Origin of the sequence: Streptomyces sp. Ag109_O5-1, assembly GCF_003814875.1 — a bacterium.
Lineage (GTDB): Bacteria > Actinomycetota > Actinomycetes > Streptomycetales > Streptomycetaceae > Streptomyces > Streptomyces sasae.
Genome location: NZ_RKQF01000001.1, coordinates 6,039,124 through 6,052,528, shown reverse-complemented (window position 1 = coordinate 6,052,528; position 13,405 = coordinate 6,039,124). Strand labels below are relative to the sequence as shown.

Sequence of the window (13,405 nt, the reverse complement as noted above, 5' to 3'; positions counted from 1 at the left end):
GGCTCAGCCGGTGAACATGAAGTACTTCCACGCGCCGTACGTGGTCGAGTTGACCGTGTCGCCCGAGCCGCCGTTGATGTAGTCGGAGCGGACGCGGAAGCGCCAGCCGACGTCCTCCTTGTGGTTGCCCGTGAACTCGACCGAGGAGAGGCCGCTGGTGGCGAGCCGGAAGTACGCGGAGTCGCCGCCCGAGTACCACTTGCCCTGGTAGTAGACCTGGAAGTCGAACCGCTGCGAACGGCCGTCGTAGTACGGCATCTTGGTCGTGAACAGCGGGTTCTTGGTCTGGTGGAAGACGTAGTACGTCTGGCCCCAGGCGGACTTCGTCTTGTACTGGCGGCTGACCGACATCGACACGCTGACCTTGGCGCCCACCGTGCTGGACACCGACCGCGGCTGCCAGCGCGCGTCGCCCGAGAACTTCGCGGTGACCTTGGTGTCGCGCTTGAGGTCGAGGGTGACGGACAGGTTGCCGTGCGCGTCGACCTTGCCGGACTTCACCTTCTTGGCGGGCTTGTCCGAGCCGAACGGGTCGGCCCAGATCTCCACCGTGCGGTTCTTGTACGTCGTGCCGAGATGGGCCGTGAACTTCACGTCCTTCCCGTACGCGTACACCTTGCCGTTGTTGTTCAGCGTCAGCGTGGGCTTCGCACGGGAGACGTCGACGGTGTCCTTGCCGGCGGCCGCCGCGTGTCCGGCGTCGCCCGCGTAGGAGACCTTGTACGTCACCTTGCCGCCGGCCGGCGGGGTGTCGGTGAAGGAGTAGGTGCCGTCCCCCTTGAGGGTGACGGCGGGCAGCGCCTTGCCGTTCGGGGACTCCAGGTCGGTGCGGGTGACCGTGAGCTGCTCATCCGCCGGGATCGGGACCGTCGAGGAGACCGTGCCGGTGACGGTGAGTTTCTTGGCGCGCGTCGCCGACGCCGGGGCGTCGACCGTGACGGTGCTGGCGGCCTTGGCCGGGCTGTCGTACTCGCGCAGGGAGTACGCGCCCTGGCTGTTGGAGGTCACCGCGAACAGGCGGGAGCCGTCCGGCGCCCAGGCCAGGCCCGCGGCGGCGACGAGGTCGGAGCCGCTGCCGCCGCCGGTGTTCGGCAGGTCGTAGCTGCGGACGGCCTCGCTGCTGCCCGGGTTGAAGACGTAGATGTCCTTGTCGTAGGAAGCGTTGCTGCCGGCCGCGACCGTGCCGTCGGGCGCGATGGCGACGGAGTTCGGGTAGGCGGTGGTGGTGTACTTGCCGTCCTCGTTGAGGTCGGACGTCTTGTACACCTGGTGGTAGTACGGGGCTCCGCTCGCCACCACGACGTCCTTGCCGTCGGGGGTGACCTGGAGGTCGCTGACGTCGCCGCCGTCGGTGCGGATGTGGGCCAGCTGGGTCGCGCTGCCCGACGAGACGTCGTACGAGGTCAGGGAGGCGGGGCTGGTGTCGTGGTCGCCGGCGACCAGGATGTCGGTGCCCGGCGCCGCGTCCAGGACGGGCGCGGAGTACCAGCTGTTGTCCTGGTTCAAGGTGACCGTGTGCTGGGCGTCGGTCAGGTCGACCGAGCCGATGTTGCCGGCCGCGTCACCGCCGTAGCCGAACCACAGCCTGCCGCCCGCGAGGGCGACGCTCCGCGGCTTGTCGCCGACCGTGTAGCTGGTGGTCTCGGTGTCCGTCGCGGTGTCGATGACGGCGATGGCGTCCAGGTCCCGCACGGCCGCGTAGAGGGTGCCGGAGTCGGCGGACAGCTCGAGGCCGTTGACCCCGGAGAGGTTGGTGGTGAGCTGCTTGAGCACATTGCCCGAGTAGTCGGTGACGACGATCTTGCCGTTGCTCGGGTCGCTGATGAAGACCTGTTGGTGAGCGCCGTCGACGACGATGTCGCCCAGCGACTTGACCGGCAGCGGGGCGCTGGTGTCGGCGAAGGCCGGAGTGGCGGCCAGGGCCGCGGAGCTGAAGAGGACCGCCAGGGTGGTGGCGGCCGTGACGGTGCGCATACGCACGCTGATTCGAACCCCCCGGATCGAATGTAAGTGGGCGCCACGGAACGCGGCCCACGAGTCTGTGAGTTCTCGTATGTGAGTTCTCTGTGGGCCGCGTGTGGCGGATGCAACGAACACTAGGTCATGCCACTGACAATCGACATCCGGATTCCCTTGCGGAGGACGGGAGTTGGTCAGGCGTACGCGTCGAACGTGATCGCGCTCGGCTTGGCCTTGTTGAGGTGGTCGTCGAACTTCGCGTCCTGGAGCGGGAAGTTGGCGTCGCCCCAGTCGGAGGCGTTGAGGATGTCGCGCAGGTTGGACGCCATGTTGTCCCAGGTGAGCAGGTTCTCCTGGTGCCAGGCGGCGTCGTCGTTCTCCGGGGTCTCGCCCCACTTGGCGAACCGGAAGTCGTGGGTGCTCAGGCCGTCCTTGTGGTAGACGACCTGGACGCGCTGGCTGCTCATCGGGACGTCGGCGACCGCCTCGGTCTCGAAGTCGCCGTGCTGGGAGGCGGACAGGTACGACGGGTAGTCGGCGCCCTGCTTGACCCAGACGACGATGCACTCCCAGTCGTGGCGGTGGCCGATGCCCGGGGACGCCTCGTCCTTCTCGAAGTAGCTGGCGTAGATGATCCCGCACCAGCCGTTGTTGCACTTGGCCCGCGAGTAGGTGTTGGCGCGGTCGAGGTGGCCGGTGCGGCAGCTGCCGGTGATCGAACCGGTGGGCTTCAGGCCGCCGTTGAGGTTGCCGTCGGGGTCGATGGCGGCGGCGGGGTAGCAGCTGTCCGTGTCGTAGTCGTACAGCGGCTCGAAGAACTTCTGGAACGTCGTCGCGTTCTCGGGCAGGTTCTGCAGCACGCCCGCGGAGGCGCTGAACGGCAGGGCGATGGTGAGCGCGGCGGCGCTGCCCACGACGGCGGCCGCTCGGCCGAGGCGGTGGGTTCTGGTTCGGGACATCGGGGGCTCCAGTCGGTCCACGATTCGTTCCGGACATGACATCCGGTTGGGGAGAGGCTGGCGGTCCCGGGCGTGCGATGGAAGGGCTTTCTGTCAAACAGGGGGCGGCATTTCGCCGAATTGATCAACGGGCGTCCACAGGTTCGGGGGTCGCCGGAACCCTTGATTGAAACTTGTAACCATGAGGTGAACCGCTCCGGACGTCGTATGCGCACATGGGGCGTCCAGAGAGACCGGCGGACCCGGAGGATGGTCCCGTTCAGTGGCTCGCACGCGAACTGCGCCGGAGCGCGGACGGCCGGCTGCAGCGCCCATGTCCCCCTCCAGCGGTACGACATCGACTCCGGGCACGCGGAGAGTAGGGTGTGCGCCAGGGCGGGCGGCAGCGGGCCGACCCGGGAGCTGTGGCGGACGTAGCTGTCGGACGTGGGGTACCGAGCGGTGTGCGGGTGAGCCGGCCTGTCGACGCGGTGGAGTTCTGAGCGGCGACGCCGGGAGAACTTCTAGCGGGGGCCGGCTGCGTGCTGGGCCGTGGCCGGGGTCGATGAGCCCGGGGAGCCGTCCGTCGCTCTGGCCGGGCCGGCGTTCGCGGCGGTGATCAGCGCGGCCACCGCTATGACGGCGGCGGCGACGCTACGGGCGGTGGGGGTCCCCCCGATCGAGCGCATGCGGGAGTGGGGGCGTGCGGTGGGGCGTGCGGATGTGCGTCCGAGCACGGCGACCTCGCAACGACAGGGGCGGGTTAAGCACGTTTAATCCGCCGTTTAACCTAGGGGTTGTAAGAGTGCAACGGCAAGGGGTTCAGGGGGAGTTGGGGGGAGTGGCAGGATGTCGGAACGGGACGATCCGGAGACCATAGGGCGCCGGGTGCAGCAGCTGCGCACCGAGCGAGGTCTCACCCAGCGGCAGTTGGCCGAACCGGCCTACACGCCCGCCTATATCTCCACGCTGGAGGCGGGCCGGGTGCGGGCCTCCGACGAGGCGCTGCGGCACATCGCCGGACGGCTGGGCGTCGGCTTCGAGGAGCTGGCCAGCGGGCGCCCCGCCCATCTCGCCACCGACCTCAGGCTGCGGCTCACCGAGGCACAGCGCACCCTGGCCACGGGTGCGGCCGAGGAGGCCGCCGCCCTGTACATGGCGTTGTTCGAGGAGGCCGAGGCGCACGGGCTCGCCGTGGAACAGGCCACCGCACTCCTCGGTCTCGGCGAATGCGCCCTGGACACCGGCGAGTTGGGGCAGGCAAGGGAGTTCTTCGAGCGGGCCGAGCTGTGGACGGCCGACGAACCGCTGCCGGTGCGCGTCCCGGCGATCCGCGGCCGGGCGGTCAGCCACTACCTCGCGGGCGAACTCCGGTACGCCGTCTACCTCCTGGAGACCACCCTCGACGAGCTGAACCGCAGCGGTCTGCACGACCCCGACGCCCTCCTGCTCCTGTACGCCTCCGCCATCGGCCCGTACATGGACATGGGCGCGCACGCCCGCGCCGCACAGTCCGCCGAACTCGCCCTCGCCCTCGCCCCGCAGGCCGGCGACCCCGCGCTGATCGCCCGGATGCACCGCTCCGTCGCCCGCACCCTGATCGCCGAGGGCCGGGTCGCCGAGGCCGACGCCTCGCTGGCCAAGGCGGCCGAGCTGTACCGCCAGCTCCAGCTCCGCACCGAACTCGCCAACTGCCACTGGATGCGCGGCTACGTCTACGCCCAGAACGGCGAACTGGAGCGCGCCGAAGGGGAGTTGCGGGAGGCCCTCGCGATGCTCTCGGAGACCCGCGCCGCCTTGTACCGCAGCCAGGCCGCCGTGGAGCTGGCCGACGTCCTGCACCGCCGGGGCAAGTCCGACGAGGCCGCCGAACTGCTCCACGATGTGCTCGGTGACCTCAACTCCGAGCGTGGCGCGGTCCATTCGGCCGCCGCGCACCGCCTCCTCGGCATCATCGCCGAGGACGCCCGGGACACGGAGGCGGCCGAGGAGCACTACGTACGGGCGCTGAGCCTGCTGGAACGGGCGGGCGCGGCGGGCGACCTCGCCGACCTGTGCCGTCTGCTGGGCGACCTGCTGCGCCGCACCGGCCGGGTGGAGGCGGCACTGGACGCGTACCGGACCGGACTCGGCCACCGCACGGCACCGGGCACCACGACCCTCGGCCCGGCACCGGCACAGCCGCCGCTGTAGGGGCGGCAAACCGTACTCTCCGGTAGTTGGCGCATGATCTGCAAGGAAGGACGGCCTGCTGTCGTGTTTCATGCGCCAGCGCCCTCGGTATGGCGGTGAATCACCGAACGGCTTCTACAACAGTCTCGTCAGCGAAACCTTCGCGACCTTCGCGACCTTCGCGATCTTCGTGATCCTCGCGTCCTTCGAATCGCTTCGAGCTGAGGGAGAAGACGATGACCGGCCACGGAGCCGACCTGCTGATCCGCGTCGGCGCGGTGCACACCCTTATGCCCGGCCAGGCCCCGCAGCGGGCGCTGGCGGTGCGCGGCGACCGGATCGCCGCCGTGTCCGCGGACCTGCACGGCCTCGACCACCTGGTGACCGAGAAGACCGAGGTCCACGACCTGCCCGGCGCCACCGTGCTGCCCGCCTTCGACGACACCCACACCCATCTGATCCTCGCCGGGCTCGGCGCCCACGACGTCCCCGTCCACCGGGCCCGGAACATCCCCGAGTTCCTCGATAGGGGCGCGGGGAACTGCGCGACCAGCCCCCACCGGCCCGCACCCGACCCACAAGCCTCAACGGCACCGCCACCGCCACCGCCTCGGCCCCCGTCGCCGACTAGGCCTGCGCCCGCCCCTGTTCCCGCACCTGCGCGAGTCGTCGGACGCCGAGGTCGAGGGCCTGTTCGGTGGTGCGCGCCGGAAGCGTGCCGAGGGCGCCGGCGGTGAGGACGATCGCGTCGTCGCCGACACGGACGACGGCGACGTCGAGGGTGAGGGTGGTGGGGTCGTCGCCGTTCGCGGTGCGCTGCCCGGTGAGGACGACCCGCAGACCCTGCCGCGCGTCGCCGAGGGGCGGCAGCCCGGCGTCGGTGACCTGGACGGTCTCGACCCCGGCCCGGGTCGTCTGCGCTGCGAACTGCCCGCAGCTGCCGGGCAGGGACCGCAGCCAGGTCAGCGTCCGGTCCACGTCGGCGGAGTGGCTGGCGACCACCTGATAGCGGAGCTGGGCCCCGTCGTCGCCGTCGTCGAGGGCGGTGACGGCGTGCGGGCCGGCCGGCTCCAGGAGTTCCTCGGCGTACAGGGCGTCGAGGAGGGTCTGGCAGCCGGGCTGCCCGGCGGCCGCCTTGAGCAGACCGTCGTGCCAGGTGGCGGTGGACTCGCTCGCCGTCCACGGCACCCCGAGGTCGGCCTCGCTGATCAGCGCGGACTGCGCCTGCCCTGCGGTGAGCGGCGGGGTGCCGGCGGGGGCGCCGGGGCTGGCCGGGGCGGGGCGCTCGGCGGCGGTCGGGGAGGAGCCGGCGGCGGACGCCCGCGGCGGCTGGGCGGCCGTGCAGGCGGAGGCGGCGAGCAGGCCGGCCACGGCGAGACCGGCGGCGATGACTCTCATGGCGGGGTCCTCCCCGGGGGCTGGAGCAGCGGACGCGTGATCACACGCCATCACCGCCGGCGCCCGCCTACCACCGCTCGGGTCCGTCCGGGTGAGTCCCCGGGCGGAGGGGGATCACCTGGGGCCGGTCGGCTGGCGGCCGCCCGTACGGGCCGTCCCCGAGGCGCGAATCTGCCGGAGGCGTTCGGTGTGCTCCTGCTGGACGTCACGGCTGCGGGTCGGATAGTCGGCGATCAGGTCGAGTTGCTCGGGCGCGTACCGGGGCAGCAGCCGCTCGGCGACATCGCCGAGCATCGGCCGGTTCGGCCGCGGAAAGCTGATCCTCGGCGGGCTACTGCCGGGCGGGGTCCCGACGCCGACCTGGTCGGTCGCCGCCCACGTCACCTACGATCGGACGGCCCGGTCCGCAGCGCGCAGGAGACATGATGGCCCACGAGTTCGTGCATGTGTCGGGGCGGGACATCGCCTATCGCCGCAGTTCCGGGCAGGGGCGGCCGGTGATCCTGGTGCACGGCAACTCCTCGTCCTCCAGGACCTGGCGTCATCTCCTGGACGGTTCGTTCGGCGGTCGCCACCGGTGTCTGGCCATCGACCTTCCCGGACACGGCGCGTCCCCGGCGGCCCGGCCCGGATCGGGCGTGTACTCGGTGCCCGGCTACGCCACGGTCCTGGCCGGCTTCGCCGAGGCGCTGGACGCACGGGACGCGGTGATCGTCGGCTGGAGCCTCGGCGGCCATATCGCCCTGGAGGCGTCCCCCCTCCTCCCGGACGCGGCCGGCTACGCCGTCTACGGCACCCCGCCGATCGGCGGCCCCGCCGACCTGGCAGAGGCGTTCCTCCCCAACCCGGCGGTGCAGACCGGCTTCACGGCGGACGTGGACCGTGACGCCGCCCTCGCCTACGCCCGGTCCTTCCTCGCCCCCGGTTCAGTGCTCCCGACGGCCGACCTGGTCGCCGACATCCTGGCCACGGACGGCACCGCCCGCAGCGACCTGGGCGCCAGCCTGGCCGGGCCGACCGCCGACGAGGTGGAGATCGTCCGCGGTCTCGACAAGCCGCTGGCCATCCTCCAGGGCGCGGGCGAACAGCTGGTCAACCCGGTCTATCTCCAGAAGCTCCAGGCCCCCACGCTGTGGCGCGGCGCCGTCCAGACCGTCCAGGGCGCCGGACACGCGCTGCAGGAGGAGACACCGGACGAACTCACGGCGCTCCTGGACCACTTCATCGCAGAACTGCCCCACACCCCTTCCCGTAGCGCGCAGCCCGGAAGCCGTCTCGGTGAGCGGCCTTGAAAACCGTTCGTGTCCCGTCGTGGCCGTTGCTACCGTCGGAGGTATGAAGCGCGCCCTGCCGTGTCCGTTCCGCACGACGACGCCGGAGTACGTCCCGGCGCGCTGACACCTGATCAGTCCGAAGCCCCGGGGCGAATGCCCCGGGGCTTCGTCGTGTCGCGGGTCGTTCGCCCTCCTGAGGGAGGAGACCCGCCATGCACGACCACCGCCGACTCGGCCGTGAACTCGGCCTGTTCGACACCGACCCGCTGATGGGCGCCGGCCTGCCGTACTGGCTGCCCGACGGGGCGGTCGTACGGCACACCCTGGAGGAGTACGTCCGGGACGCGGAGCGCCGCGCCGGATACCGGCACGTGTACTCGCCCGTGCTCGGCAAGCGAGAGCTGTACGAGCTCTCCGGGCACTGGGCGCACTACAGCGAGGACATGTACCCGGCGATGCGGGTGGGGGCGGAGGAGGTGGTGCTGCGGCCCAGCCTGTGTCCGCATCACGCGCTGATCTACCGGTCCCGTGCCCGGAGTTATCGCGAACTGCCGTTGCGGATCGCCGAGTTGGGCGCCATGTACCGGTCCGAGCTGTCCGGTGTGCTGGGTGGGCTCACCCGCGTCCGGGCCATCCAGCTCAACGACGCGCATGTCTTCTGCACCCTGGACCAGGCCGTCGAAGAGGCTCGCGCGGCACTGGAGCTGATCGGCCGCGCCTATGCCGACCTCGGGATCAGCGCCGTACGGCATCGGCTGTCGCTGCCCGGTGAAGGCGGGAAGTACGTCGCCGACCCGGAGTTGTGGCGGCGGGCCACCGCGCTGCTGCGGGAGGTGCTGGACGGGGCGGGGGTGACTTACGAGGAGGCCGAGGGCGAGGCCGCGTTCTACGGGCCGAAGATCGATGTGCAGATCGCGGACCCCGCGGGGCGGGAGTCGACCCTGTCCACCGTGCAGATCGACTTCCACCAGCCGGAGCGGTTCGGGCTGCAGTACGTCGGGGCGGACGGCCGTAAGCACCGGCCTGTGATGGTGCACCGGAGCGTCGTGGGGAGCGTCGAGCGGGCCGTCGCGCATCTCGTCGAGGTGCACGGCGGGGCGTTTCCGGCCTGGCTGGCGCCGGTGCAGCTGCTCGTCCTGCCGGTCGGGGAGGAGCAGCTGGCGGAGGCGGAGGCGCTGGTCGCGGCGGCGGTCGCGGGCGGGTTGCGGGCCGAGGTCGCCGGGCCCGAGGAGGGGAGTCTCGGGGCACGGGTGCGTGCCGGGCGGCTCGTGCCCTACCAGGCGGTGATCGGTGCGCGGGAGGCCGAGGCGGGGGTCGTGGCCGTACGGCTGCGGGACGGGCGGCGGCCCGGCGCGTTGCCGGAGGCGGAGCTGGTGCGGCGGATCGGGGAGCGGGTGGCGGGGCGGGGGACCACCTTGTGGACCGACTGACCTGTGGACCGACTGATGGGTGCACCGACTGACCTGTGGACCGAGTGACGGGTGCACCGACTGACCTGTGGACCGAGTGACGGGTGCACCGACTGGCAGGTGGCGGTACCCGCGGGTGTCGTCACCTGCGCACGGTGCTCAGCCGGGCTGCCCGCCGAAAGGTTCCGTCGGCGACGTAGGGTCGGGCTGACGGAAGGAGCTCCACGTGACCGGTCAGCCCATCCCCGTGATCATCGACTGTGACACCGGTGTCGACGACGCTCTCGCCCTGCTCTTCGCCGTACGGCACCCGGGGCTCGATCTGCGGGCCGTCACCTGTGTCGCCGGGAACACCGACGTCGACGGGGTGGTCCGCAACACCCTGACCGTGCTGGAGCAGGCCGGCGCCGGGGACGTTCCCGTCGCCCGGGGTGCCGAGCGGCCGTTGATCGAGGCGGCGCGGTCGGCCCGGCATGTGCACGGTGCGGACGGGATGGGCGACCTGGGACTGCCCGCGCCGGCCCGGCGCCCTGTCGATGCCGACGCCGTCACCCTGCTGCGCCGCGAGATCCTCGCCTCGCCCCGCCCGGTCACCCTCATTCCCACCGCGCCGCTCACCAACATCGCCCTGCTGCTGCGCACCCACCCGGAGGTGACGTGGAACATCGAGCGGATCGTGTTCATGGGCGGCGCCGTCGCGACCGGGAACGCCACCCCGGTCGCCGAGTTCAACGTCTGGCACGACCCCGAGGCCGCCGCGGTACTGCTCACCGCCGGGGTGCCGATCACCATGTACGGCCTGGACGTCTTCCAGCGGGTCGTGGTGCCGGGTGCGCAGGTACGACGGCTGCGCGCGAGCGCGGAACCGGGCGCCCGGCTCGCCGGCGAGCTGCTCGCGCACCGGCCCGCCGCTCCGGATCCGGACCGCGACGCCCCGGACGGCGACGCCCTGGACGGTGGCGACTCGGACGGCGGTCTCGGTGACGCGGGCGCGGTCTGTGCCGTCGCCGATCCGGAGGGTCTGACCACCCGGCTGCTGCCCGTCGAGGTCTCGCTGGCCCCGGGGCCGACCCGCGGCCAGACGATCGTCGACCGGCGCGCCCGCCCCGGCGAGGCCGAGATCCACGGCGGCCACCGCGAACAGGCCATGGTGGACGTGGGCCTGGACGTGGACGTGGCGCGCTACGTGAAGCTGTACCTGGACACCGTCGAGCGGCGGTAGGACCGGCGACAAGGGTGACGCCCGCTCCGGCAGGTCACCTGGACCCACCCGTACGTACGCCTCAGCCGTCCGTGGCGGCTGGGGCGTACGCGTATCTGAGGGGATCAGGCGCGGGACGCCTTACGACGGCGGGTCGCGACGACGATCGCCGCACCGCCGGCCAGCAGCACCGCAGCGCCGCCGGCGAGGTAGCCCGTGCTGGAGCTGGCGCCGGTGTGGGCGAGGTCGCCGCCGCTGCCGGAGTCGGTGCTCGGGAGCGACGCCGGGGTGGGCGTCGACTCCGACTCGGACGTGGACGGGGACGCGGACGCGGTGGCCGTCCCGGTCGCCGAGCTCTCCGAGGGCGCCGGGGTCGTGGTCTCCGTGGCCGGGATGGACGGCTGGGCCGGGGCGGACTCCGAGGGGGACGGCGAGGACGACTCGGTCTTCGAGCAGTCCTTCGTACCGCCGTTCCAGGACGCGATCAGCTTGTCCTTGATGACCGTGTGGTCCGGGCCGGCCGGCAGGTCACCATGTTCGAAGCCGTCGCCCGCGTCCTTGTTCCCGTCGAACTTGACCGCGCCCCGGTAGAGGTCGATCTGCGCGAAGCAGCCGGCGTCCGGGACCGCGATGTCGAGGGAGTCGGTCTGGCCCTGCTTGACCGTCACCGTGTCGAAGTCGACGAAGATCTGCTGGCCCGAGGTGGCGAAGGTGGGGCCGTGGGCGATGTAGGAGGCGAGCGAGGCGGTGCAGCTCGCGGCGTCACCGGCGGCGCGGACCTTGAGGTGGACCTTGCCGTCGTCGGTGACCTTCAGGTTCTGGTCGTCGACCTTCACCGAGTCGAAGAAGTTCGAGCCGTCGATCGAGAACTGGCACTTGTCCGTGCCGGTCTCCGTGCCGGCGCCGGTGCCGGGGCTGTAGTGGCCGCCGGACTTCCAGCCGTCACCGCCGGGGGCACCGCCGTGCGCCCAGGCGCCGGACGCCCCGGCGACGGAGACGGCACACAGGGCGAACGACGCGACGCCCGTTCCCAGCAGGCGGCGCGCGGTGACATGTCTGGCTATGGACATGGATATCCCATCGTGATGCTCATCGATATGGATCGATGCTGGTCATGGGCAGCGGCAAGGCAGCCGGAAGCAGAGAAACACCGGGCCCATTGGTCACATGCGCCACGGTGTGCGGCCCATGGTGGTTCGCCCTGGCGAACCCTGTCAACCTGCCCTGAAGCAGGGTTCGTTCGGGAGTCATCACAACTCCCTCACACAGGGAAGGATTCCCTCCGGGCGGTGTGAAGGTTCGCTTTCGCGGCAATATGGACAGGCTTGTTGTCGGTGTTTCCCCGCCCGGGTTTCCCCGTCCGTGTGCTTCCCCGTCCGAGTTCCCCCGTCCGAAAGGAACGCGCGTGGTCGACCTCTCGTCCAGGAACCCCGACTGGTGGCGTCAGGCCGTGATCTACCAGGTGTATCCGCGCAGCTTCGCCGACGCGGACGGCGACGGGCTCGGTGACCTCAGGGGCATCACCGAGCGGCTGTCCCATCTGGCCGCGCTCGGCGTGGACGCCCTGTGGCTCAGCCCCTTCTACCCGTCCGAACTCGCCGACGGCGGCTACGACGTGGCCGACTACCGTGACGTCGACCCGCGCCTGGGCACCCTGGACGACTTCGACGCGATGGCCGCCGAGGCGCACCGGCTGGGCCTGAAGCTGATCGTCGACATCGTCCCGAACCACACCTCGCACCTCCACCCCTGGTTCCAGGAGGCCCTGCGGGCCGGCCCCGGCTCCGCCGCGCGGGAGCGGTACGTCTTCCGGCCGGGGCGCGGCACCCAGGGCGAACTCCCGCCCTCCGACTGGCAGTCGGTGTTCGGTGGCAGCGCCTGGCGCCGGGTCCCGGACGGCGAGTGGTACCTCCACCTCTTCGCCCCCGAGCAGCCCGACCTGAACTGGGAGCACGACGACGTCCGCGCCGACTTCCGCACCACCCTGCGTTTCTGGTCCGACCGGGGCGTCGACGGCTTCCGGATCGACGTGGCCCACGCCCTGGTGAAGGACCTCGCCGAGCCGCTGCGGGACGTGGCGGGGCTGGGTGCGACCGGAGAGGAGGCGCTGGAGCGGGTGGGGCCGGGCACCCATCCGTACTGGGACCGCGACGAGGTGCACGAGATCTACCGGGACTGGCGCAAGATCTTCGACGCCTACAGCCCGCCCCGTACGGCCGTCGCCGAGGCCTGGGTCCCGGATGCCCGCCGCGCCCTGTACGCCCGCCCGGACGAACTCGGCCAGGCCTTCAACTTCGAGTATCTCCAGACCTCCTGGGACGCGGCCGCACTCCGGGAGGCCATTACCCGCTCCCTCGCCACCGCCCGCACGGCCGGTGCCTCCGCGACCTGGGTGCTCTCCAACCACGACGTCGTACGGCACGCCTCCCGGCTGATGCTGCCGGCGGGCTCGGACGACAACGCCTGGCTGCTGTCCGGCGGCCGTACGCCGGAGGTCGACGCCGCCCAGGGCCTGCGCCGCGCCCGCGCCGCCACGCTCCTGATGCTGGCGCTGCCCGGATCGTCGTACCTCTACCAGGGGGAGGAACTCGGTCTGCCCGAGGTCGCCGACCTGCCCGTCCAGGTCCTCCAGGACCCGGTCTGGGAGCAGACGGGCCATGTCCGCAAGGGCCGCGACGGCTGCCGGGTGCCGCTGCCGTGGACGGCGGGCGGTCCGTCGTACGGCTTCGGGGCCGGCGGTGCCTGGCTGCCGCAGCCCCGGTGGTTCGCGTCGTGCGCCGTCGAGACGCAGGCCGGCCGGGAGGGCTCCACCCTGGAGCTCTACCGCACCGCGCTGCGGCTGCGCCGCAAGCTCCTCGACGGCGAGACGCTGACCTGGGCCGAGGCGCCCGAGGGGGTGCTGCACTTCGCCCGGTCGGAGGGCTGGCGGTGCGTCACGAACGTGTCGCACGCGCCGGTGTCGTTGCCGCCGGGCGAAGTGCTGCTGGTGAGCGTGCCGTTGCCGCATGACGGCACGCTCCCGCCCGACACCACGGTGTGGCTGGGCGCTTGACG

At 71.7% G+C, this 13,405-nt stretch carries 11 protein-coding genes; 5 read left to right on the top strand and 6 right to left on the bottom strand.

The genetic code is table 11. The features are described from left to right. Nucleotides 1-3 precede the first annotated feature (3 nt). The 3 genes from EDD90_RS27265 to EDD90_RS55670 form a co-directional block, all read right to left on the bottom strand. Nucleotides 4-1,980, bottom strand: coding sequence for an Ig-like domain repeat protein (locus tag EDD90_RS27265; protein ID WP_123975626.1), 1,977 nt, complete (start codon nt 1,978-1,980; stop codon nt 4-6). A gap of 173 nt (nt 1,981-2,153) precedes the next feature. Then, a complete protein-coding gene (locus tag EDD90_RS27260) occupies nt 2,154-2,918 on the bottom strand; it encodes an NPP1 family protein (protein ID WP_185149241.1) in 765 nt (254 codons plus the stop codon). Between the two features lie 503 nt (nt 2,919-3,421). Next, nucleotides 3,422-3,586: a hypothetical protein gene (locus tag EDD90_RS55670; RefSeq protein WP_185149240.1), complete on the bottom strand. Its 165-nt coding sequence runs from the start codon at nt 3,584-3,586 to the stop codon at nt 3,422-3,424. 160 nt (nt 3,587-3,746) lie between these two features. Here EDD90_RS55670 and EDD90_RS27250 point away from each other — a divergent pair, with 160 nt between their 5' ends. Next, nucleotides 3,747-5,090: a helix-turn-helix domain-containing protein gene (locus EDD90_RS27250; protein WP_123975624.1), complete on the top strand. Its 1,344-nt coding sequence runs from the start codon at nt 3,747-3,749 to the stop codon at nt 5,088-5,090. A 606-nt stretch (nt 5,091-5,696) separates the two neighbouring features. Here EDD90_RS27250 and EDD90_RS27240 read toward each other — a convergent pair. Then, the gene (locus tag EDD90_RS27240) at nt 5,697-6,467 is read right to left on the bottom strand and encodes a hypothetical protein (protein ID WP_123975623.1); all 771 of its coding nucleotides are present in this window, start codon (nt 6,465-6,467) and stop codon (nt 5,697-5,699) included. A gap of 114 nt (nt 6,468-6,581) precedes the next feature. Then, nucleotides 6,582-6,761 carry a hypothetical protein gene (locus EDD90_RS27235; protein WP_123975622.1) on the bottom strand — a complete coding sequence of 60 codons (180 nt, stop codon included), beginning with the start codon at nt 6,759-6,761 and terminating at the stop codon, nt 6,582-6,584. 128 nt (nt 6,762-6,889) lie between these two features. On the opposite strand from EDD90_RS27235, the gene EDD90_RS27230 reads away from it, so the two are divergent. The 3 genes from EDD90_RS27230 (at nt 6,890) to EDD90_RS27220 (ending at nt 10,372) form a co-directional block, all read left to right on the top strand. Then, the gene (locus tag EDD90_RS27230) at nt 6,890-7,759 is read left to right on the top strand and encodes an alpha/beta fold hydrolase (protein ID WP_221305134.1); all 870 of its coding nucleotides are present in this window, start codon (nt 6,890-6,892) and stop codon (nt 7,757-7,759) included. A 194-nt stretch (nt 7,760-7,953) separates the two neighbouring features. Beyond that, nucleotides 7,954-9,171 (top strand): threonine--tRNA ligase, encoded by a 1,218-nt coding sequence (gene thrS, locus EDD90_RS27225; RefSeq protein ID WP_123975621.1) that lies wholly within the window; start codon nt 7,954-7,956, stop codon nt 9,169-9,171. A gap of 205 nt (nt 9,172-9,376) precedes the next feature. Continuing rightward, nucleotides 9,377-10,372 (top strand): nucleoside hydrolase, encoded by a 996-nt coding sequence (locus EDD90_RS27220; protein WP_123975620.1) that lies wholly within the window; start codon nt 9,377-9,379, stop codon nt 10,370-10,372. Between the two features lie 104 nt (nt 10,373-10,476). Here EDD90_RS27220 and EDD90_RS27215 read toward each other — a convergent pair whose 3' ends face one another. Then, a complete protein-coding gene (locus EDD90_RS27215) occupies nt 10,477-11,421 on the bottom strand; it encodes an LAETG motif-containing sortase-dependent surface protein (protein ID WP_123975619.1) in 945 nt (314 codons plus the stop codon). A gap of 335 nt (nt 11,422-11,756) precedes the next feature. Between EDD90_RS27215 and EDD90_RS27210 the strand changes: the two genes are divergently transcribed. Continuing rightward, nucleotides 11,757-13,403: a glycoside hydrolase family 13 protein gene (locus EDD90_RS27210; RefSeq protein WP_260328088.1), complete on the top strand. Its 1,647-nt coding sequence runs from the start codon at nt 11,757-11,759 to the stop codon at nt 13,401-13,403. The last annotated feature ends 2 nt before the right edge of the window (nt 13,404-13,405 follow it).

Coding starts and splice junctions, on each gene's coding strand:
- EDD90_RS27235 (WP_123975622.1), bottom strand. CDS start 6,761: ATGCTCGGCGATGTCGCCGAGCGGCTGCTGCCCCGGTACGCGCCCGAG.
- EDD90_RS27230 (WP_221305134.1), top strand. CDS start 6,890: ATGATGGCCCACGAGTTCGTGCATGTGTCGGGGCGGGACATCGCCTAT.
- thrS (WP_123975621.1), top strand. CDS start 7,954: ATGCACGACCACCGCCGACTCGGCCGTGAACTCGGCCTGTTCGACACC.
- EDD90_RS27240 (WP_123975623.1), bottom strand. CDS start 6,467: ATGAGAGTCATCGCCGCCGGTCTCGCCGTGGCCGGCCTGCTCGCCGCC.
- EDD90_RS55670 (WP_185149240.1), bottom strand. CDS start 3,586: ATGCGCTCGATCGGGGGGACCCCCACCGCCCGTAGCGTCGCCGCCGCC.
- EDD90_RS27215 (WP_123975619.1), bottom strand. CDS start 11,421: ATGTCCATAGCCAGACATGTCACCGCGCGCCGCCTGCTGGGAACGGGC.
- EDD90_RS27260 (WP_185149241.1), bottom strand. CDS start 2,918: ATGTCCCGAACCAGAACCCACCGCCTCGGCCGAGCGGCCGCCGTCGTG.
- EDD90_RS27250 (WP_123975624.1), top strand. CDS start 3,747: ATGTCGGAACGGGACGATCCGGAGACCATAGGGCGCCGGGTGCAGCAG.